This is a genomic window from Shinella sedimenti, assembly GCF_022601905.1.
GTDB classification, from domain to species: Bacteria; Pseudomonadota; Alphaproteobacteria; order Rhizobiales; family Rhizobiaceae; genus Shinella; species Shinella sedimenti.
Genome location: NZ_JAKVIN010000016.1, coordinates 16,664 through 37,886, shown reverse-complemented (window position 1 = coordinate 37,886; position 21,223 = coordinate 16,664). Strand labels below are relative to the sequence as shown.

General features: G+C 61.4%; 19 protein-coding genes. 10 read left to right on the top strand and 9 right to left on the bottom strand.

The window, feature by feature from the left end:
- Positions 1 to 215: 215 nt before the first annotated feature.
- The 6 genes from MKI86_RS23405 to MKI86_RS23380 form a co-directional block, all read right to left on the bottom strand.
- Complete coding sequence (locus MKI86_RS23405) at positions 216 to 956, bottom strand: SDR family NAD(P)-dependent oxidoreductase (RefSeq protein ID WP_241605866.1); 741 nt, start codon at positions 954 to 956, stop codon at positions 216 to 218.
- A gap of 18 nt (positions 957 to 974) precedes the next feature.
- Positions 975 to 1,970 (bottom strand): transketolase family protein, encoded by a 996-nt coding sequence (locus tag MKI86_RS23400; RefSeq protein ID WP_241605864.1) that lies wholly within the window; start codon positions 1,968 to 1,970, stop codon positions 975 to 977.
- A complete protein-coding gene (locus MKI86_RS23395; protein WP_241605862.1) occupies positions 1,967 to 2,812 on the bottom strand; it encodes a transketolase in 846 nt (281 codons plus the stop codon). Before MKI86_RS23395 ends, MKI86_RS23400 begins: the two co-directional genes overlap by 4 nt.
- Before the next feature lie 53 nt (positions 2,813 to 2,865).
- Positions 2,866 to 3,699: an SDR family NAD(P)-dependent oxidoreductase gene (locus tag MKI86_RS23390; protein WP_241605870.1), complete on the bottom strand. Its 834-nt coding sequence runs from the start codon at positions 3,697 to 3,699 to the stop codon at positions 2,866 to 2,868.
- Positions 3,699 to 5,564, bottom strand: a complete 1,866-nt coding sequence (locus tag MKI86_RS23385; protein WP_241605860.1) for a TRAP transporter large permease — start codon at positions 5,562 to 5,564, stop codon at positions 3,699 to 3,701. Before MKI86_RS23385 ends, MKI86_RS23390 begins: the two co-directional genes overlap by 1 nt.
- Positions 5,565 to 5,633: 69 nt before the next feature.
- Positions 5,634 to 6,644, bottom strand: a complete 1,011-nt coding sequence (locus MKI86_RS23380; protein WP_241605858.1) for a TRAP transporter substrate-binding protein — start codon at positions 6,642 to 6,644, stop codon at positions 5,634 to 5,636.
- A gap of 198 nt (positions 6,645 to 6,842) precedes the next feature.
- Between MKI86_RS23380 and MKI86_RS23375 the strand changes: the two genes are divergently transcribed.
- Genes MKI86_RS23375 through MKI86_RS23365 form a run of 3 tightly spaced genes read left to right on the top strand, consistent with a single transcriptional unit; the run spans position 6,843 to position 10,867 of the window.
- On the top strand, positions 6,843 to 7,682 hold the full coding sequence (locus MKI86_RS23375; RefSeq protein WP_241605856.1) for an IclR family transcriptional regulator: 840 nt from the start codon (positions 6,843 to 6,845) through the stop codon (positions 7,680 to 7,682).
- Between the two features lie 2 nt (positions 7,683 to 7,684).
- Positions 7,685 to 8,566, top strand: a complete 882-nt coding sequence (locus MKI86_RS23370) for a PCC domain-containing protein (RefSeq protein ID WP_241605854.1) — start codon at positions 7,685 to 7,687, stop codon at positions 8,564 to 8,566.
- Positions 8,567 to 8,587: 21 nt separating this feature from the next.
- Complete coding sequence (locus MKI86_RS23365; RefSeq protein WP_241605852.1) at positions 8,588 to 10,867, top strand: molybdopterin guanine dinucleotide-containing S/N-oxide reductase; 2,280 nt, start codon at positions 8,588 to 8,590, stop codon at positions 10,865 to 10,867.
- Positions 10,868 to 10,984: 117 nt separating this feature from the next.
- On the opposite strand, the gene MKI86_RS23360 is transcribed toward MKI86_RS23365, so the two are convergent.
- On the bottom strand, positions 10,985 to 11,878 hold the full coding sequence (locus tag MKI86_RS23360; protein WP_241605850.1) for a LysR family transcriptional regulator: 894 nt from the start codon (positions 11,876 to 11,878) through the stop codon (positions 10,985 to 10,987).
- A 129-nt stretch (positions 11,879 to 12,007) separates the two neighbouring features.
- Between MKI86_RS23360 and MKI86_RS23355 the strand changes: the two genes are divergently transcribed.
- The 7 genes from MKI86_RS23355 to MKI86_RS23325 all read left to right on the top strand — a co-directional run bounded on the left by MKI86_RS23355 (position 12,008) and on the right by MKI86_RS23325 (position 18,130).
- On the top strand, positions 12,008 to 12,856 hold the full coding sequence (locus MKI86_RS23355) for a transporter substrate-binding domain-containing protein (RefSeq protein WP_241605848.1): 849 nt from the start codon (positions 12,008 to 12,010) through the stop codon (positions 12,854 to 12,856).
- 92 nt (positions 12,857 to 12,948) lie between these two features.
- The gene (locus tag MKI86_RS23350; protein ID WP_241605846.1) at positions 12,949 to 13,269 is read left to right on the top strand and encodes a (2Fe-2S)-binding protein; all 321 of its coding nucleotides are present in this window, start codon (positions 12,949 to 12,951) and stop codon (positions 13,267 to 13,269) included.
- The gene (locus tag MKI86_RS23345; RefSeq protein WP_241605844.1) at positions 13,266 to 14,753 is read left to right on the top strand and encodes an NAD(P)/FAD-dependent oxidoreductase; all 1,488 of its coding nucleotides are present in this window, start codon (positions 13,266 to 13,268) and stop codon (positions 14,751 to 14,753) included. The genes MKI86_RS23350 and MKI86_RS23345 overlap by 4 nt, the downstream gene beginning before the upstream one ends.
- On the top strand, positions 14,746 to 15,900 hold the full coding sequence (locus MKI86_RS23340) for an NAD(P)/FAD-dependent oxidoreductase (RefSeq protein ID WP_241605842.1): 1,155 nt from the start codon (positions 14,746 to 14,748) through the stop codon (positions 15,898 to 15,900). The genes MKI86_RS23345 and MKI86_RS23340 overlap by 8 nt, the downstream gene beginning before the upstream one ends.
- On the top strand, positions 15,897 to 16,610 hold the full coding sequence (locus tag MKI86_RS23335) for an ABC transporter permease (protein ID WP_241605840.1): 714 nt from the start codon (positions 15,897 to 15,899) through the stop codon (positions 16,608 to 16,610). Before MKI86_RS23340 ends, MKI86_RS23335 begins: the two co-directional genes overlap by 4 nt.
- Positions 16,610 to 17,305: an ABC transporter permease gene (locus MKI86_RS23330; RefSeq protein ID WP_241605838.1), complete on the top strand. Its 696-nt coding sequence runs from the start codon at positions 16,610 to 16,612 to the stop codon at positions 17,303 to 17,305. The genes MKI86_RS23335 and MKI86_RS23330 overlap by 1 nt, the downstream gene beginning before the upstream one ends.
- Positions 17,306 to 17,329: 24 nt before the next feature.
- Entirely contained in the window at positions 17,330 to 18,130 is an 801-nt protein-coding gene (locus MKI86_RS23325) for an ABC transporter ATP-binding protein (protein WP_241605837.1), read from the top strand.
- A gap of 161 nt (positions 18,131 to 18,291) precedes the next feature.
- On the opposite strand, the gene MKI86_RS23320 is transcribed toward MKI86_RS23325, so the two are convergent.
- Complete coding sequence (locus MKI86_RS23320) at positions 18,292 to 19,119, bottom strand: sugar phosphate isomerase/epimerase family protein (protein ID WP_241605835.1); 828 nt, start codon at positions 19,117 to 19,119, stop codon at positions 18,292 to 18,294.
- Between the two features lie 14 nt (positions 19,120 to 19,133).
- Positions 19,134 to 21,218, bottom strand: coding sequence for an oxidoreductase (locus MKI86_RS23315; RefSeq protein ID WP_241605833.1), 2,085 nt, complete (start codon positions 21,216 to 21,218; stop codon positions 19,134 to 19,136).
- Between the last annotated feature and the right edge of the window lie 5 nt (positions 21,219 to 21,223).

Below are 21,223 nucleotides of genomic sequence, written 5' to 3'. Positions count from 1 at the left end.
TGTCCTTATTCACGTCCATAAGGACAATCGGCCACATTCACATCAAACTGAAAAGGCGGCCCACGCCGGAGGCGTACATGGCGCAAGATGCGTGAGTAGAAAATGCGGCGCGATCCGAGCCATATCAAAGTTGCTTACCCCAAACGCGTCTTCGCATTACGGTCCCTTTGCAGACACCGTTAATAAAATCTTGAATGAAATTGGTGGAGCTGAGTCTAAATGTCCATCAAACCGGAAACTGTAAAGCCGCCATCCACGGCGATGATCTGTCCGTTGACATAGGCGGACACATTCTCATCAAGAAGAACCATCGTCATGGATGCGATCTCGCCAATCGAACCATATCGGCCCAGCGGTACACGAGATATCCAGTCTTTACGCGTCTTCTCGTTATGCCACTGCACCGTCATCGGCGTCTCAACTGGCCCGGGCGCGATCGCGTTGACGCGTATCCCCTTCGGTGCCAGCTCAACCGCCAGAATGCGAGTCATCGTGTTCACCGCCCCCTTGGATGTTCCGTAAGCCGCTCTCCCGACACTTCCCTGTATGCCGGAAACGGAGGTGATGTTCACAATAGACCCGTGCTTCATGTGCCGGGCAGCGGACTGCGCGACTATGAACGAGCCTACGACATTGATATCCAGTATCTTACGCAACTGCGCTGGCTTCGTATCCATGAACGAAAGATTTTGGCCGATGCCGGCGCAATTGACGAGCCCGTCGATGGCGCCATGCTTGGCCGCGATCTGCCCGATCGCAGCCTCGACGCCATCCTCATCGGTGATGTCGACCGCAAATGTTGTCACCGTCCCGGACGGAAACGCATCGTGCAGGGTCTCGAGGTTTTCTCCGGGCAAGTCGAGAACCGCACACAGCCATCCGTCGAGAACCGCTCGCTCGAGAATGCCGCGCCCGATGCCGGACGCGCCACCTGTCAGTACAAGCACTTTCTGCATGATCCCCCCCTTTCCGGATTACAGCCAACGCTTGATGTTCTTGGACATCGCAGACCGTGTTATCCCATACCGCTCCTGAAGCACTTCGAGCGTTCCCGCAGCCAAGAAGCGATCCGGAAGCGCAATTCGACGGATTTCCGCTGACACTCCGTTCATAGACAGGCAGCTTGCGACCGCCTCGCCCAGACCGCCGACGCTCGAGTGGTTTTCGGCTGTCACAACCAGTCTCCCGGTCCGCTTCGCTTCACGAATGATCGCCATCTCGTCGAGTGGCTTGATTGTCGGCACGTGCAGCACGGCCACGTCGATACCGTCGGCCTGAAGCTCCTTGGCACTATCGAGCGCCCGCATGGTCATGAAACCGGTAGAGATGATGAGAACGTCGCGCCCGCCGCGCAGCAGCGCTGCCTTTCCGAGCTCGAAACGATAGCCGTATTCATCAAGCACGACAGCGACATTGCCGCGCAGGATGCGGGCATAGACCGGTCCGTGGTATTCCGCGATCGCCGGCACCATCTGCTCTATCTCGTGAGCGTCACAAGGATCGATGACGACCATGTTGGGCATCGCGCGGAAGATCGCAATGTCGTCGGTGGCTTGATGACTCGGACCGTAACCCGTCGTCAGACCGGGAAGGCCGCCGATCAGCTTCACACTGGCATCCTGTTCGGCGACGGCCTGCGACATGAAATCGTAGCACCGACGTGACGCGAAGGTTGCGTAGGTGGTCGCGAAAGGAACGAAGCCCTCTTTTGCCAGACCGCCCGCCGCGACTGCCATGAGCTGTTCGGACATGCCCATCTGGTAGAAGCGATCGGGATACGCCTCCGCGAAGATATGCATGTCGGTATACTTGGCTAGGTCGGCGCTCATGCCGACGATCTCCGGGTGCGTCTCTGCCAGCTTGATGAGCGCATTGCCAAAGGGCATCGCCCTTGTGCGATGTCCTTCATCGATCGACGAAGACGCGATCGTCGGGGCTGAAATCTTAGTGACGGTAGACACTTGGTTCATTTTCCTGCCCCTTTTTCAAGTGCTGCATAGGCGCGCTTCCAGTCATCCGCTTCGAGCCTTATGAAGTGGCTTTTCTCGCGCCCCTCCAGGAAATCGACGCCGCACCCCATCTTGGTATCGCAAATGATGATCCTGGGCTTCGGTTCGGCATGCTCGCGTGCGCGGTCGAAGGCTGCAACGAGCTGCGACAGGTCGTTACCGTCAACACGCTGCACATAGAAGCCGAACGCCTCGAACTTGGCGACGACGGGCTCGGTGTTCATTACCTTCATCGAAGGTCCGTCCGCTTGGACCTGGTTGAAATCGACGACAGCGATGATGTTGTCGAGCTGGTAGTTCGAGGCGGAAATCGCCGCCTCCCAGGTCGGGCCCTCGGCAAGCTCACCGTCACCCATCAGGGTATAGATGAACGACTTCGACTTCTTGCGCTTGAGGCCCATTCCCATTCCTACGGCCATAGGCAAACCGAGGCCGATGGACCCACCCGACATTTCGGCCCCGGGCGTATAGGAGGTCATGCCCGACATCGGTAGGCGGCTGTCGTCCTGCGCATAGGTCGGCAGCTCCTCTTCCGGCAGATAGCCCGCGGCCACCAGAACCGAATAGTGCGCTATACCGTAATGTCCCACAGACAGGAGGAAGCGATCCCTGTCCTCCCAGTCGGGCTGAAGGGGCCGGTGATTCATCGCATGAAAGTATGTGACGGTGAGTACATCGGCGACGCCGAGCGCCTGGGCAATATAGCCCTGACCCTGCGTTTCCGCCATGACGAGCGCGTTGTGCCGGACACGGTAGGCGTGCTCCTCCAGTCTACTGTTATGCAGGTTCGCGTGCTGGTTCATTGGAACTCCTTCTCATTACACGGGGCCATTCAACGGCGATATCGACTGGCCGCTCATGGAAATGCACGCGCGGAACAGCTTTGCCCGCCATCGACGGGAAGACAGACCCCCGTGATGAACCGTGCCGCATCGGACGCTAGGAAAAGCGCAGCCTCGGCCACGTCTTGTGGTTTGCCGTTGATGCCCATGGGGACCATGTCCAGGCGGATTTTTTGCATCTCTTCTACCGATGTGTAGGCGCCGGCTATCGCCTGCCCCAGCATCGGCGTCTCGATAGCGCCGGGAACCACGCAGTTTGCGCGTATTCCGGCGCGGGCATATTCCATGGCGATTGCGACCGTGGCTTGGTTCACCGCGGCTTTGGCCGCGGAATAGGCAAAGTACGCATATCCTGTCCAACGCAGCGCAGCGAGTGAGGACACATTGACGATCGCCCCCTTTCCAGCGCGGCGCATGGCAGGCAGTACGGCCTTGCACGACCGGAAAACTGTCCCGAGATTGAGATTCAGCGCCCGGTCGTAATCCGCTTCGGACAGGTCAGCCGGTCCGCCCATGATGGCCACGCCGACATTGTTGTGCAGAACGTCGATGCGACCGAAGTGGTCTAGAACATCCGCAGTCAGTGTTTCCATCTGTTGCAGACTGGTGGCATCGGCCATGAGCGCAATCGCGGAACCTCCGTCGCCCTCGATGCGCGAACGGCAGCGATCGGCGGCATCCATATCGCGATCCGCACAAATGACTTGCGCTCCTTCTCGAGCGTAGGCGGCAGCGGCAGCGCTGCCATTGCTCCAGCCCTGATCGGGTAGCCCTGCCCCCACGACGAGCACAACTTTTCCGGCAAACCGTTTACCCGGAATGCCACCGTAGTTCGTTGATCCGCACATCACAGCACACCGATCGATATCCACGGGAAGATCGCAATCAGCACGAGACCGACGATCAGCGCGAGGATGTAGGGCCAGATGGCGCGTAGCGCCTCATCGGGGGCGACATTGCCGATGCGGCACGCCAGATAAAAGCCGATCCCGATGGGCGGTGCCATAAGCCCGATATTCATCGCCACCACTACGATCATTGCATAGTGCACGGGATGAAGCCCGAAACTGGCTGCAATCGGAAACATTAGCGGCGACATCAAGACAAGCGCCGGCAGTCCCTCGAGGACGCAGCCGAGAATCAGGAAGATCACAATGGACATGGCGATGAACGAGAACACACCGCCCGGCAAACCGGCCGAAAAATCAGCGATCGTTTGTCCCACGCCGGCCTGCGTGATGGCCCATGCCATCGACAGGGCCGTGCCCAGGATCAGCAGGATCGCCCCGCTCATGGCGGCCGTCTCGACGAGCATCTTGTAGATGTCCCGCAGTGAGATACCCCCATAGAGAATGGCACCGATAGCCAGGCCATATACGACTGCAATGGTAGATACCTCGGTGGCCGTGGCAATGCCGCTCGATACGGAGCCGCGAATGATGAACGGCAGCACAAGGGCGGGCGCCGCAATGACAAGCATCTGAGCGATTGTTTTCAGCGGCGCTCGGCGCACGCCAGCCATGGACTCATGCCGCGCACGGAAGCGTGCGAGAGCCATGAGAACCAGCAGCAAAACGATGGCAACCGTGAAACCGCTCGCAAACAGGTCCGCGATCGATATACCTGCGACAGCGCCAAGCACGATGAGAACGATCGAGGGTGGCACCGTATCCGCCATGGCGGCGCCGGTAGCGAGTTGTGCGATCATCTCCGGCGGCTTATTTCCACGCCGCTTCATTTCCGGAAAGAGCGCCGGCGCGACAGTCGCCATGTCCGACACCTTAGAGCCGGAAATGCCGGAGACAATGAAGAGAGAGGACAAAAGCACGTACGACATGCCGGCCTTGACGTGACCGATGAGGGAGCCAAGGAAATCGACGATTGCCTTGCCCATACCCGTCTTGTCGAGAATGCATCCCAACAATACGAAGACCGGGACCGAGAGGAGGATGACGCTCGACATGCCTTCATCCATGCGGCCGACCATCACGTAGACAGGTACGAAGGAAGCAAAGGCGAGATAGCAAAGCGTTCCGAGCCCGAAGCAGAAGGCGATCGGCACGCCTGCCGCCAGTCCCAAGGCCACGATGACGATCAGGAAGAACGCCAGCGAGGCATTGCCGGCCTCCAGAAACATATCGGAGAAAAACCAGAAGACCAGCGCCATCGCCCCGACCACCACTGCGCCAAGAACGACGTTCGAGACCGAATGCCCCCGAAAGGCATGCAGCAACAGCAGGCAGAGCATCATGGTGAAGCCGACGGGAATCCCGGCTACCCGGAACGTGTTGGGAATGTGAAGCGCGGCAGATGTAATGAACCACTCCTCATAAGCGTATTCATATGTCGCCGGCAGCATAGCGATCAGGAAAGCCGCCATGGCCATCAACGCGGTCGCCTCGACCGCCCCCTGGAGACGCTGCGGCAGGAGCCGCAGGAAGAGCGTCAGCCTGAGATGTTCGTTGCGGTCGAGCGCGATCGCGGAGCCAAGCATCGCCAGCCAGATGAAGCAGATGGATGCCGCCTCCTCCACCCATACCAGCGGCGTGTTGATGACGTACCGCGATATCACGCCGCCGAGAAGGAGAATCACGACAGCCGCCATCAGCATAGCGGCGAAAACCTCCACAGGGCGCATCAGCGCCGATCCGGGGCGCGCGTCCAAGTTCTCGCTTACCTCGCCGATGACGAAGTCTTCAGTTGCTGCTGTCATGATATGTTTCCGTCCAGTTTGTCACGCGGAATAGTCAAACGCGCTCTTTCGGGCGCGTTCGGATACCGGCTAAGCGAGAGGGCCTGTTACCTTCTCGAGCAACTCCCAGGCTTCCTCGCCGTAGTTCGCCTTCCATTCGCTGTAGAAATTGGCTTCGCGCAGCTGGTTGCGGATTGCTTCCGGATCTGGCTCGTTGAACTGCATGCCGTGCCCCTCAAGCGACACACGGAGCGTTTCGTTGAGCTTGTCGATGTCCGCACGCTGATCGAGGGTCGATTTGGCGAAGTTGCGGCTGACGATCTCTTTGATATCGTCCGGCAGTCGATCCCAGGAACGCGGGTTGGCGAGCATCCAGAAGCCGTCCCACATATGGTTGGTAAGCGAGCAGTACTTCTGCACCTCGAAGAGCTTGCCGACGTCGATCGTAGAAAGGGGATTTTCCTGCGCATCGACGATGCCGGACTGCAAGGCCGTATAGACCTCGTTCCAGTTTATGCTGGCTGGAGCGCAGCCAAGCGCCTGGAACATCGAGGTCCAGAGTGGGCTCACCGGGACGCGGATCTTCAGGTTGCGCAGGCTTCCCGGCCCTTCAATCGGTCCGGTCGAGGTGGTGATCTGACGGAAGCCGTTGTTGAAGATGTGGTCCATGACGTGCAATCTGGACGCCTTGATCTTGTCGCGCACATAAGCGCCCAGCTCGCCATCCATGGCCTGCCATACCTGGCCGGTGTCCTTGAAGGCGAAACCCATGCCGTTAATCGACGCAACCGGCACCAACGACGACAGGATAATGCCCGAAAGCGTGAAGAATTCGACCGCGCCGGACCGCACTTGGTTGAGCGTGTCGGTATCCGAGCCAAGCTGGTTGTTCGGGAAAATCTGCAGCATGAAACGGCCATCCGTTTCCTCTGCGATGCGGTCGCGCGCTTCCGTCATGCGATTGTTCATCGGATGACCAAGGGGGAAGTTGTTGGCGAACTTGAAGCGGAATTCGGCGGCCTGCGCTTTGCCCGCGACAAGAGCGGGTGCGGCCAGCGCGCCAACACCAACTCCGATGAAAAGACGGCGACTTAGCTTCATGAAACTCTCCTCCTAAAGAGCATCGGCCCCACCGCCTCCTCGCGGTAAACAGGACTGAAACTGGCGAAACGTCATGGTGACGAATTTCATATAATGGAGTATTCTGATGCCAAATAAGAGTCTAGACAAAAATTTTCTTTAGTTTCAGATATATAGAATATTATATAGTCCATATTATGGACCATCGGAGGAGATTTGATGGAGGAAGCATCAGGAGCGCAGAGTGTTGAACGCGCCATGCACCTGCTCGCGCTTGTGGCAGAACGCCATCATAGCGGCGCCACTCTGGGAGAGCTCGTACGAGCAAGCGGGTTGAAACAACCGACCGTAAGACGGCTGCTCGTGGCCCTGATACGCTCCGGAATCGCATCGCAGGACGACGAGACGAAACGATATCACCTGGGCATCACCGCGCATCTCTACGGGACGATCGCGTCGGATCGGTTCGCGGCCCACACGATGGCGGACGAGTCCGTTCGCCGCCTTGCGGAGCAGTCCGAGGACACTGCCTTTTTCTGTCTACGACAAGGCCTGCATACGCTGTGTATGCGCCGCGAGGAAGGCCTGCATCCCATACGATCTCATGTCCTCAACACAGGACAACGCCACCCGCTCGGCGTCGCCGCGCATGGTATCGCCATTCTCGCAAGCCTCGAGGATCGCGAGATCGACGCGGTGATTGCGGCGCACAGTGAGTACTACGAAAGCCACTACCCTATGCTCACCGAGCCGGTCCTTCGACAGGCGATCGCCGAGACAAGACGACGAGGCTGCGCCATCAATCGGGGTATCTTTCACACAGGCGCATGGGCAATAGCGGTCGCCGTGCGCGATCACACCGGTCGCGTGCTCGGCGCCCTTTCCATTGGCGCCACCGAAGGCAGGCTTGCTGAAAGCCGCCAGCCCGAGATCATAACCATGCTGAAAAGCGAGACGCGCAAGCTCGAATCCAGATTTGCTGCGGTCAGCATGAAATTCTCGTCGGATAGCCTGTACGCGTCTGTCCGCCCGTCCCTCGCCAAGTCGGAGAAACCTTAGTTATGGACCTTATCACGGCAAATAGCAGTCGCCTACGCCACCTCCTGCATCCGGGACCGGTAAGTGAGGTTCGCCTGCGCAGCTTCCGCGCTGCAAGCCAACAGGGATCGATCCGGCTGCGCAAAGGTGAAGTCCTTGTCGACGAGATCGCCCTGCATCTCGAACCGCTCGGGATCAAGGCGGCGGCACTGGATCTCTCTAGGCTCGTGCTGAGTCCCATGCAATTCGTCATGCCGACATATTCGAAGACGCAAGATCATGTCGCCTACTACAGCGAGACATATGTCCGCGATGGCCTCGTCCGCATCCAACAGGGAACCGCCACTTACGGGTCGCGCGACGGGCGCCCCTTCCTGCACGGACATGTGCTTTGGCGCGACGCCGATGATACGCAACGCGGTGGCCATGTGCTCCCCTACGACTGCAGGATCGGCGAAGACTGTGAAATCGATTATGTCGGATGCGCTGAAATCGCGATGGATGCGCGCTTCGATCCAGAGACGAATTTTACCCTGTTCGCACCATATGTCGAAAGCACACCGCCACCCGGGGATCTTATCGTGGCGCAGATCAGGCCGAACGAGGACCTTATCTCCTCGCTCGAGCGTATTTGCACCGAGCACAACATTGGTTCCGGCCGTATCGTCAGCCTCATCGGCAGCACGGTCGGCGGTTGCTTCGATGGCGGGCCGGTGATCGATGAAGTGCCCACGGAAATTCTTGGTCTTACTGGAACGATTGCGCTAGACAGCGATGGAATGCCCGCACTCGAGCTGCAAATGGCGCTGATTGATGCGGTCGGCACGATCCACTTCGGACAGCCTACGCGCCATGAAAATCCCGTCCTGATCTGCGTCGAGGCCTTTATCCAGGTCCTCGACTAACCCTGTTACGGAACCCTTGCCATGACCCGATATACCGCATCCCATTGGGGCATCTACGAATTCGACGAGACGGAAACGTCTCCGAAATTGCGGCCTTTACGCTCGGATCCGGATCCATCCATGATCGGTCTGTATCAGCTTGATGAAAAACTTCTCGAAAGCCGCGTGGCGCGTCCCGCCATTCGTAAGAGTTGGCTGGAACACGGACCGGGCGCGCGACCAGAGTTACGAGGGAAGGAACCGTTCGTTCAGGTTGAATGGGCGGAGGCATTCAACATTGTCGCCACAGAACTCAAATCTGTCATAAAAGAGTATGGCAACAGCGCGATTTTTGGAGGCTCATACGGTTGGGCGAGCGCGGGCAGGTTCCATCACGCGCAAAGCCAGGTCCATCGCTTTCTCAACTGCATCGGCGGCTATGTCCGGCACACCGGATCGTATTCGCTCGGTGCAGCGCATGTCATCCTCCCTCATATCGCAGGCACCGTCTCGGACCTCAGCGCCCAGCATACCACTTGGGATGTCCTGGCCGAACACACCAAGTTGTTCGTGACCTTCGGCGGCGTACCAACAAAGAACGCGCAGTCATCGCCCGGAGGCGCGGGACATCACCGCGTCGGGCCAGGCCTGAAGGAAATGGCGAGAAAAGGCGTACGGTTCGTGAATATCGGCCCGTGCAACGATAACCTTGATGCCGAATGCCACGCGGAGTGGATACACTGCCGTCCGAATGCCGACGTCGCGCTCATGCTCGCCTTGGCGTGGCAGATCCATGCGGATGATGCACACGATCGCGATTTCCTTGCGCGCTGCACGGTGGGCTTCGAGAAATTTCTCCCGTACCTGCTCGGCGAGCAGGATGGCATTGCGAAGACTCCAGAATGGGCAAGCCGGCTCACCGGCGTTCCGTCCAAGCGTATCGTTGAGCTCGCCCGAGAGATGGCGGAAACACGGACGATAGTCAACGTGGCCTGGTCCCTACAGCGTGCCCATAACGGCGAACAGGCATTCTGGATGGCCATCACGCTCGCGGCAATGCTGGGACAGATCGGCCTGCCGGGCGGCGGCTTCGGTGTCGGCTATGGGCCCATGAATACCAATGGATCTCCCCATCGACAACTCTCCGGTCCAACATTTTCCCAAAAGGAAAACCCCGTGCAGGATTACATTCCATGCGCAAGAATTGCGGACATGCTGCTCAATCCGGGCGCCACGTTTCCCCACGATGGGAAATTGCGCACATATCCCGATATCCAGCTCATTTACTGGGCAGGCGGCAACCCCTATCATCACCACCAGGATCTCAATAGGCTGGGCAGGGCTTGGCAAAAGCCCCGCACGATCATCGTCCACGATCCATTCTGGACTGCGAGCGCCAAAAGAGCGGATATCGTGCTTCCCGTCACGACTGCGATGGAGCGCGACGATATCGGCTACGCGACACAAGAAGGTTTCCTCGTTGCCATGCGCCAGATCGTCGAGCCTTTCGCTGACGCGCGCTCTGATTTCGACATCTTCTCTGGCATTGCCGAGCGCATGGGCGTGCAGCATAATTTCACAGAGGGACGAAACGACACTGAGTGGCTGTCGTATCTCTATGAAGACATGCGCGCGCGCTGGAAAAAAAGAGACGTCGATTGCCCTGATTTTGAAACCTTCTGGGAGCAGGGCCTTGTCGATCTTGGAGAGCATGCGAGCCCGCGCATCATGTTCGAGGCGTTCAGATCGGACCCTGCAAAACACCCATTGAAGACACCTTCGGGTTTGATTGAAATCTTTTCCGGCACCATAGCGTCCTTCGACCTGAGCGATTGCCCCGGGCATGCCGCCTGGTTCGAACCGCGTGAATGGCTTGGATCAACCAATGCGGCACCTGACGCGTTACATTTGCTTTCAGACCAACCTGCACGGAAGCTCCACAGCCAGCTCGATGCCAGCCCCTATAGCGCGGCAGGCAAGGTCGGGGGAAGGGAGTGCATCTATATGAACCCTGCGGATGCCGAGGCGCGCGGCGTTGGGCATCACGACACAGTCGAGGTCTGTAATGGACGGGGACGATGCCTTGCGGCCGTCCACATCACGGACCAGATAATGCGAGGGGTCGTGAGAATTTCGACGGGAGCTTGGTACGACCCCGACGAGACCGGTCTTGATCTCCATGGAAATCCAAATGTGTTGACACTCGATATCGGTACCTCGTCCCTTGGACAGGGATGCGCTGCCCAGACCTGCCTTGTTTTCGTTCGAGGCACAACGAACACGCGATCGCCTAACCCGTTCAAAGCGCCAGAGCTATTATAGAAATCTATATTCGATCTGGTTTTCACACCGCGATATGTGGAGCTATCTTCGTGAGACAGAGCCCACATTGGACGGTCACTTATAAGCTCTTGAACGGATCCGAACTGGCTGGTCAGACTAAATCGTCCGGATCGATGAATGTGCCGCCTCTTGAAGCGCTTGCGCCAACCGGCCAATCGAAGCCCGCTGCAGCCGATCTCGGGATTGTTCGATATAGTAGTTCCCAGGACCCGGAGTTTTCGGAACAAACGGGCAAATAGCGAGCCCGAGAGAGGCGGCAATTGGACCACATACAGGAAGATGGCCAATTGCGAGACCGAGACCTTGGCTGACCATCATGAGCGACAAAGGTGTCGTGTCAACCGTTTCGATTTTAAGCTGCCGCCCAGGCTGGTGGCCGAAATTGTGGTTGAGAAGCGCCGTCCAGCCAATGGCATGTGACGCCACGTCGTAGAGGCGGAATGACAGCAGGTCGTCCAGGCTTGCGATGCGGGCGACATCCTCCTCCCGGCACATGACGACATGGGACATGCCCATCAGCCAAGTCGGATGGCGCACGAGATGCGGCTCTTCGCCGAAGCGGATCGTCAGGTCCGGATCCGCCTTGCGTTGCGTGCCCTCCATCAGGAGGTCGATGCGGATCGTCGGGTTCGCCGCTTCGAACGCCGCCAGCACGCGCGGCAGCCAGCTCATCGCCATCAGTTGGCTGGCGAGCAGCGTGATGCGCTCGATGCGTTGCCGCGCGAACAGCGCCTCCGCCTTGCTCTCGATGGCGCCCAGCGACACCTGCACTGTCGGCAGGAAGTCGCTGCCCTCCACCGTCAGAGTGATCCGGTTCGCGGTGCGTTCGAACAGCGGACGCCCGAGATGGGTTTCCAGCGCCAGAACCTGCTGGCTGACGGCCGCAGCCGACATGTTGAGCTCTTTTCCGGCGCGCGCAAAGCTCAGGTTCCGGGCAGCGGCCTCGAAAACGCGGAGCCAATTCAGCGAGGGGATCGTCGTTGTACGCATGCCATTCAGCATAAGCTCAGCTTAGCCTGAGATCAATCAGATAGCGTCTCCCGGCAGGCTTTGCGCGGTGTCATAGTTTCCTCACGGGTCAAGCAAGGCCCGAACCAATAAACATGAGGGAACGACGATATGCTCAGACGCCATATGCTGTTTGCCCTTGCCCTGGCGCCCCTATTCATCGGCGCCGCCAGCGCGCAGGACCTGCCCGACCACATCACCATCGCCACCGAAGGCGCCTATCCTCCATGGAATTTCAGCAATGCCGACGGCTCGCTCGGCGGCTATGAAATCGAACTGACCAAGGTTCTCTGTGAGCGCATGAAGATCAAATGCGATCTCATCGCGCAGGAGTGGAACGGCATCATTCCGGGCCTCACGGTCGGCAAGTATGACGCCATCATCGCCTCCATGGGCGTGACGGACGAACGAAAGAAGGTCATCGGCTTCTCCAAGCCCTATGCCAAGGCCCCCAACGGGTTTCTCACCGCCGGCGACAATGCACTGAAGGACCTGCCGGATGCGGGCCAGGCCTTCGACCTCGCCAAGACCCCGAAGGAATCCGAAGTGGCGCTCACGGCCTTGAAGGAAAAGCTCGCCGGCAAGATCATCGGCGTTCAGACCGGGTCAACCGCGGCGACCTTCGCAACAGAATATTTCAAGGACCTGGATATCCGCGAATATCCCTCCTTCGAACAGCTTGGCCTGGAGCTGACGGCCGGGCGCATCGATCTCGCCGTCGCAAACATCACCGCCTTCAAGGCGGTGATCGACGCCAATCCGGCCGGCACGCTGGTCTTCACCGGCCCCACCTTCGCCGGCGGCGTGCTCGGGCTCGGAACGATCAACGTCGCGCTGCGACCGGGCGACGAAGCCCTGCGCGCGGCCTTCGATGCCGCCATCACCGACATCAACAAGGACGGGACCAACAAGGCCCTGACCGAAAAATGGTTCGGCGTGGATATATCGGTCCACGAATAGAGCGCTTCAACCCCTCCACTCTGAAGGAGGGGATGACCGCCCCGCGGCGATGGCCGCGCGACACCCCATTCAACGATGACACAGGGACTGCCATGTTCGAGCCTGTCGGGTCCGCCGAGGCAACGCTCACCATCTATCTGGATGGCCGCGCCATCTCGGCACGGGCCGGAGAAACCATCGCGGCATGCCTTCTCCGTGCCGGCATCACACATTTTCGCACGACGCCGGTCAGCGGCGCGCGCCGCTTGCCCTACTGCATGATCGGCCATTGCTTCGATTGTCTGATCGAGATCGACGGCATCGGCAGCCGCCAGGCCTGCCTGAGCGAGGTCGAAACCGGCATGCAACTTCGCACCCAGGAAGGGCCGGCGCGCATTCCCGGGCTGGATCTGTCCGGACTGGACCTGCAATGAGTGTCGCGCCAGATGCAGACGCCATCATCGTCGGAGCCGGCCCGGCGGGCATGGCATGCGCGATTGAGCTCGCCGTTGCCGGGTGCCGGGTGATCGTGCTCGACATGCAGCCCTCCCCCGGCGGCCAGATTTTTCGCGCGTTGGAAACCAACATGCAGGCACGGCCCGGGACGGATGAACTGCTCGCCGCCCTCGGGCCGAGCTACAAGGCCGGCCTTTCCCTGGTGACGCGCTTTCGGGCGGCGCCCGGCATCGACTATCGGCCGGGCACCACGGTCTGGGATCTGCGGGCGGACGGAACAGTCGGATGGCTCAAGGGCGACGCGGCCGGGTATCTGCGGGCGCCGCATATCGTGCTCGCCAGCGGCGCGATGGAACGCCCGGCACCCTTTCCGGGCTGGACGCTGCCCGGCGTGATGACGGCCGGCGCGGTGCAGACCCTGCTGAAGGCGGGCCGCCTCAAGCCGAAAGGCAGGATCGTGCTGGCCGGAACCGGGCCGCTGATCTTCCTTCTCGCCGAACAGTTGCGGCGGCTCGGCGTGCGGCCAGCGCTGATCGCGCGCACGGATCGCACAAGGGACAAATTGTCTGCCCTCAAACACCTTCGTCCGGCCGGACTTCCAGCGCTGCTCAAAGGGTTGGGCTGGCTCCTACGATTGCGACTGGCCGGGATTACGATGCGCACCGGCATATCCGGGCTTGAGGCGCATGGCCGCGACCATCTCGAAGCCGTCAGTCTGACCGTCGCCGGCAGGAGGATCGACCTGCCCTGCGATCTGCTCGTGGTTCACGATGGCATCGTGCCATCGACGGATTTGGCGCACGCTGCCGGCCTCGCCCTCGCGTGGAGAGCTGACGATGCCAGCTGGCAACCCGTAACGACGCCGGACGGCCGGGCCGAAATGGCGCCCGGGCCTACCTTGACCGTCGGACCTTGCAGGATCCGCATCACCGGCGATGCGCGCCGCATCGGCGGCGCCGACGCCGCCATCGCCCACGGCCGCCATGCCGCAAGCGCTATCCTCGCCGAACGGTACCCGCCGGGGGCTGCGGACGGGACCGGCATTGCTGCAGAGCGAAGCCTTGCGGCGCGGCCTTTCCTTGACGTGGCCTTCCCGCCGGGCCTCTCCTCATGCTTGCCCGATGACGCCACCATCGTCTGTCGCTGCGAGGAGATCACGGCCGGGGCGCTGCGCGCCACAATTCGGGACCGGGCCACCGAGATGAACCTGGTGCGCGGGCTGCTACGCTGCGGCATGGGCGCCTGCCAGGGCCGCAGTTGCGCGGCAACGCTCGCCCGGCTTCTTGCCGAGGCGGATCCCGGCAAGCCGATGCCCTCGGCCCCGTTCCGTGCACGCCCGCCGCTGCGGCCCCTGCCGCTCGGCGCGCTCGCCGGCATGACCGGCCTCGATCCCGATCTGGCGCTGGTCGAATCGCTCGACGACAAGCCCGAGGCCATCGCCGGAGACGACGCCCATGTCTAACGATGCGGTCATCGTCGGTGGCGGATTGCAGGGCTGCGCGATCGCCCTGTTCCTCGCCCGCGTCGGCTGGCGGGTGACGGTGGTGGAGAAGAATCTTGCCGGCCGCCACGCCTCGGGCGTCAATGCGGGCGGCCTCCGTTCGCTGATCCGCGACGTGCGGGAATATCCCCTGTCGCTGCGTGCCATGGACATGTGGGCCAATCTCGCCGATGTCGTTGGCCAGGCCGCGGCCGAAAGCTGCGAGGTCCGGCTCGGCACGGCCCAGATCGCGCTGGCGATGGATGCGGCCGAGCTGCAATGGTGCGAGGCGCGGTCCCAGTCTATGTGCCGCCGCGACATCCACTCGGAAGAACTGATCGCCCCCGACGCATTGCACCGGCTGCTGCCGGGCCTGTCCGGCACCGCACGCGGCGGCCTGATTTCGCGGCGTGACGGGCACGCCAACCCGGCCAATGCCGCGCGCGCCTTCCGCAAGGCCGCGGAGGCCGCCGGCGTCCGCATCATCGAAAAATGCGAGGTGCACGACCTCTCACCAAAACCTGCGGGCGGGTGGCGGGCCGCGACCGATGCGGGCGCGATCGAGGCGGAATGGGTCCTCAACTGCGCAGGCGCATGGGGATCGGATTTCGCCGCACGGCTCGGCGAAACCTTGCCGATGAAGGTCACGGCCCTTTCCATGATGGTAACAGCGCGGGTCAAACCCTTCATCACCCCCGTCGTCATCGGGATCGACCAGCCGCTCTCCTTCAAGCAGAGCGCGGTCGGCTCACTGGTCATCGGCGGCGGCATCCTCGGCAAGCCCTGCCTGGAGGGGGACACCTCCTTCACCGTCATGGACCGCATGGCATCAAGCGCTGCCGCCACGGTTGCGGCCTTTCCGGTGCTGGCCGGCGTGCCCGTCGTGCGCACCTGGACCGGGCTCGAAGGCGCCACGCCGGATGGAATTCCGTTCATCGGCCCCAGTCTGCGCCATCCCGGCCTCTGGCATGTGTTCGGGTTCTGCGGCCATGGTTTCCAGCTTGCGCCCGCGGTGGGCGAAGCCGTGGCGAGATCCCTCGTCTCGGGGGATCTCGATCCAAGTCTTGCCCCTTTCGCAGTCGATCGCCTGCAGCACCAAACGCCGCGAAAAGAGGAGGCCTTGCCATGACGCCGGGCATGTTCGACCTGCTGGACTTCGGCCCGCAAGGCTGGGGGCTGCCCCTGCTCCAGGCCGCCGGCATCACGATCGCCGCCGCGCTCTGCGGCTTCCTGCTCGGAAGCATCTTCGGACTCGGCGGCGCGGCCCTCAAGCTTGCGCGGGCGCCTTGGCTGCGCCTGATCGGCCAGGCCTACACCACGGTTTTTCGTGGGGTTCCGGAAATCCTCGTGGTCTACCTGTTCTACTTCGGCGGAAGCATGGTGCTAACGGCAGCCATGAACACAGGCGGTTTTCCCGGCTTCTATTCCCTGCCATCCTTCGTCATCGGCGTCTTCGCGGTGGGCATCGTCTCCGGCGCTTACCAGACGGAGGCCTACCGCTCCGCCTATCTTCGCCTCGACCGGGGCCAGATCGAGGCGGCCGCTTCCTGCGGCATGTCGAAATTCCTCCTGCTGCGCCGGATCATCGCCCCCCAGACGCTGCGTTTCGCTCTGCCCGCGCTCGGCAACATCTGGCAATCGGCCCTCAAGGAAACGTCGCTCCTCTCCGTCATCGGGCTGACGGAACTCTTGCGCCAGGCCGGCACTGCCGCCGGATCGACCCGCCAACCGCTCCTGTTCTACGCCATCGCGGCGGCGATGTTTCTGGTCATCGGGCGCTGCACCGGCGCACTCCTGAACCGCATGGAAAACCATCTCGCCAAACCCTGGAGACGCTGATGTTGGACTGGTCCTTTCTGACTGACGTCACCGGTCAACTCCTGTCGGGTCTGCCGCTGACGCTGCAACTGGCGGCGCTGTCGCTGACGATCGGCTTCGTGCTGGCCGTCTTCATCGCCGGCGCCGTCGGCAGCGCGTTCGGGCCGCTGCGATGGATCGCGAAGGCCCATGTCGAGCTGTTTCGCGGCACGCCGCTGCTGTTGCAGATCTTCCTGATCTATTACGGCCTCGGCCAGATCGCCCCGCTGCGCCAGTCCGTCCTCTGGCCCTTCCTGCGCGAGCCCTACTGGTGCGCCATCCTGGCGCTCGCCCTCAATACCTCGGCCTATACCGCCGAGATCATTCGCGGCGCGATCCAGGCCGTGCCGGCCCACGAAATCGAGGCCGGGCGAGCCTGCGGCATGTCGGGCTTCCTGCTGTGCCGCCGCATCATCTGGCCCATCGCGTTGCGCCAGGGGCTCGCCGTCTATGGCAGCGAGGCGATCCTGATGATCAAGGCAACGTCGCTTACCAGCATCATCACGCTCACCGAGCTCACAGGCATCGCGCACAAGCTGATCTCCTCGACCTACCGGGTGTTCGAGATCTTCATCGTCACCGGCGCGATCTACCTGGCGCTCACCTTCCTGATGAGCACGGCCTTTGCACTTCTCGAACGCCACCTCCAGGCCCACCACGCCCATCGTCGCGCTTGACCGCGCACCACACGGAGAAACCAGATGACTTCCCTCTCCCTCCCGGCTGCGGCCAACACCATCCCCGCCATTGCCGTCGACGATCTGCGCAAGCGCTTCGGCGCGGTCGAGGTGCTGAAGGGCATCGATTTTAGCGCCCATGAGGGCGAGGTTATCTCCATTCTCGGTGCATCCGGCTCCGGCAAGTCGACCTTCCTGCGCTGCCTCAACCTGCTGGAGCGGCCCTCGTCCGGCCGGCTGCACATCTTCGGCGAACAGGTGGACCTCAGGCAGAGCGGAGACAGTCTGCGCATCGCAGACCGACGGCAGGTGGATCGCCTGCGCACGCAGGTGGCGATGGTCTTCCAGAATTTCTGCCTCTGGAGCCACATGACGGTGCTCGAAAACCTGATGGAGGCGCCCGTGCATGTGCAACGCCGCAACCGCAGCGAGGTGCGCGACGAGGCGGAAGCCATGCTGAAGCGGGTGGGTCTCAGCGACCGGGCAAGCGCCTATCCCGCGCAGCTATCGGGCGGGCAGCAGCAGCGTGCCGCAATCGCCCGCGCGCTCGTCATGAAACCGCGCGTGCTGCTCTTCGACGAACCCACCTCGGCCCTCGACCCGGAGCTCGTCGCAGAGGTTCTGAAGGTCATGCGCGACCTCGCCGCCGAAGGGCGGACGATGCTGATCGTCACGCATGAAATGGCGTTTGCCCGGGACGTCTCCAGCCGGGTGGTCTTCTTGGAACAGGGCCGCATCCATGCCGAAGGTCCACCGCAGCAACTGTTCGGCGGTGGCGCCAGCGAGCGCTTCGACCGGTTCGTCTCCCGCTTTACGCAAGGGTGAAAAATTCAACAGCGATCTCGTCATCGCGAGGCGAGCTCTTGAAGGGATTTGAACCGCCGACCCACTCGATTTATGGGTTGATGATCGCGAAAACGAGCAGCACAAGCCTGCTTCGGTTTTCGCGAAGAACCGCTGCCAGCGCAGAGTGTCGTTTCCCGAATTTAAAGCAGCGACCGCATGTACTCCAACGCCTGCCGCGCTAAACGATCAGGCTCCACATCGCGGCGGTCGAAGCCAATCTCCATGGTCAGGTACCCGCTGAAATCCAATTCCTTCAAGTCGGCAACGATCGCTCGATAATCGGCTTTGCCAACATCAGAGGGCGCGGCGCGGTTCACGTCCGCGAGGTGAACATGATGCAGGTTTGCCCCCATGCGTCTCACGTAGTCGCTCGAAATCTCCCTGCGATAGATGACGTGGTAGGTATCGAACATTAGCTTGATGTTCGGCTTTGCCACCTCCCGCATGAGCATCAGCGCATCGTCGCAGGAATCGACAAGATTGCTATCGGCAGCGGTCGGTTCGATGACGACCGTCACACCGCGCGCGGCCGCATGGTCCGCAATCTCTTCAAGGGCGCTGCGGCTCCAGTCCCATGCCTGCTGGCGACTTGTGCCGAAGATCTGCCAGCCGGCAACATAGAGCAGCGTCGAACCACCAAGATCGGCGCAGAGGTCGGCCACCTTCCTGTACTGGTCGATTGCCGCCATGCGTTCCTCGACCATGGGCGACGCGACATTGAAACCCGGCCCGCCACCGGGTGCAGGCAGCATGCTCGCAAGCGCAAGACCGTTTCCCTCAAGCAGGCTGCGGATCTCTTTTCTACGTGCGGGGCCGAGATAGTCCGGAAAGGCATGAGGTGCTGCCGCGCCGATCTCGATACCATCGTAACCGATGCGGCTAATGCGCTCGATGACCTCGGCAAGCGGATAGGCTGGCACCCAGACCGGGAAGCTCGAATAGGCCCAGGTGTTGAAAGCAAACTTCATCGTTTCCTCCCGTGTCAAAGATGGCGCGCAACGTCAAAAGCATCGAGGATCGTGCTCTGGATGAGGCGCGGCGCAACACAATCGCCAACCCGCAGAACCTGAACCTGCGAGAAACGCATGTCGGCCTTCAGCGCCAGATAAAGGTTCTCGCGCGAGCGCCGGCCAATCACCGGCACCACCCAATCCACGTCTTCGATCAGACGCTCGTCTCCCGGCATCAGGATATACTTTGCCCAACCGATGGCATCCGCGTCCGAAACGACCGGCGCCACGCGCACGCGCCCGGGCTCGATTGCCACAAGGGAAAGACCGGGCAGCAACGTCATGCCCTTGATCGCCGCACGGCGGTGGAAAAGAGTGCGGGTACCGGCGTCTATATCTTCGCCGACCATGCCGTGCGCGGCGACGACCGTGACACGACACTGTGCATCCGCCAGGAATTCGGCGGTGCCGGCTGCTTCCCAGTGACCGTTCTTGTCGATAACCACGACGTGGCCGGACAACTGCACCCGGCCTGAAAGTACGTCATCCGCCGACACGACGAAGTCGTGAGCCAACCCCTCTATGTCCGGTAGAACCTGCCGCCCGAGCCCCATCGAGATTGGTGTGTCTGGAGCGCGCAGGTTCGGCTCCGAACCTGTCGCAACGATCACGGTATCCGGGTTCAGTGCTGCGATCATGCCGGCGGTCGCAGCCGTTCCAAGGCGTATCGTGACCGCGAGGTCTGCCACCGCAGCCTCAAGATAGGCAGTGACCTCGGCAACGGCACCATGTTCCGGCTGGACGGCAGCGAGATTGACCTGCCCGCCAAGACGCCGCTCGGCTTCGAAGAGTGTGACCGAATGTCCGCGCCGTGCGGCCGTTTCGGCCGCCTTCAGCCCGGCCGGCCCGCCGCCGATGACCACAACCTTCCGGCTGTACCCCGCTCTCTCGACCAGCCGCTCGCTCAGCCGGCGCTCCTGTCCGGCACCCGGATTGTGAACGCAGCGCACGCCCTTCTCCTGGCCCACCTGATAGATGCAGCCATCGTTGCAGGAGATACAGAGACGCACGAGATCGCCGCGACCGCTTGCCACCTTGTTGACGGTTTCCGGATCAGCAATGAGCTGCCGCGCCATGCCTACGAGGTCCGCCTCACCCGCGGCCAGAAGTGCCTCGCCCGCGCTGGGCGAAATTCGGCCGAAACCGATGACAGGAAGCGAAGTCGCGCGCTTCAGCGCCACGTTGATGCGGCGAAACTCCGATGCGGGCACGGCCGCCGGCGGAATCTCCATCCAGTAGCTCGAAAACGAACCGGCGTCGGAATTGAAGTAATCGATCTGCCCGGTGACCTCCAGCGCCCGCACCATGTCGAGCCCGTAATCTGTATCGTAACCGAAGGGCGTGAATTCATCGACGCATATCCTGACCCCCAGCGGAACGTCGCGGCCCGTCGCCGCTTTGATCGCAGCGATGACCTCCAGTGAAAGCCGCATACGGTTCTCGAAAGAACCGCCATAACGATCCGTGCGCCTGTTGAAGAATGGGGAAGCGAAGGATCGCAGCAGGCCATCATGGGCAATCTTGATCTCGATGCCATCGAGACCAGCCGCCACGAGGTTGCGCGCGCTCCGGGCGAAACCTTCGATGACGGCGCGAGTGTCATCCTCATCCATCGCCTTCGTCGAATGATGGCTTGACGGCTCGGGCATCTGGGTGGGCGCCCAGAGAATGTAGGGTGGCTTTTCAAGCGAGGTATGACCGCCGTGGGTGAGTTGCCCGAAGATCTTCGTGCCATGGCGGTGAACCGCATCAACAATCGCCCGAAGCCCAGGCACGACGGCCGGATCCCATGCATTGACGAAACGACGCGACATCTTGCCTGTCGGGTGGATCGCCATGCTCTCGAGGATGATGAGCCCGACGCCGCCTTGCGCTCGCTCCTCGTGATAGGCGACATGGTCATCGGACGGCATGCCGTCGAGATGGCCAAGGGCGGTAAAGTGCGGTTGAAACACCACACGATTCCGAAGCGCGACGCGGCCAATCGAGAATGGGCTCAGCAGGTTCGGATAGTCCGAGACCAACCCGCCCTCCCCGATCGGCTTTGCGCAGACCATGTCCC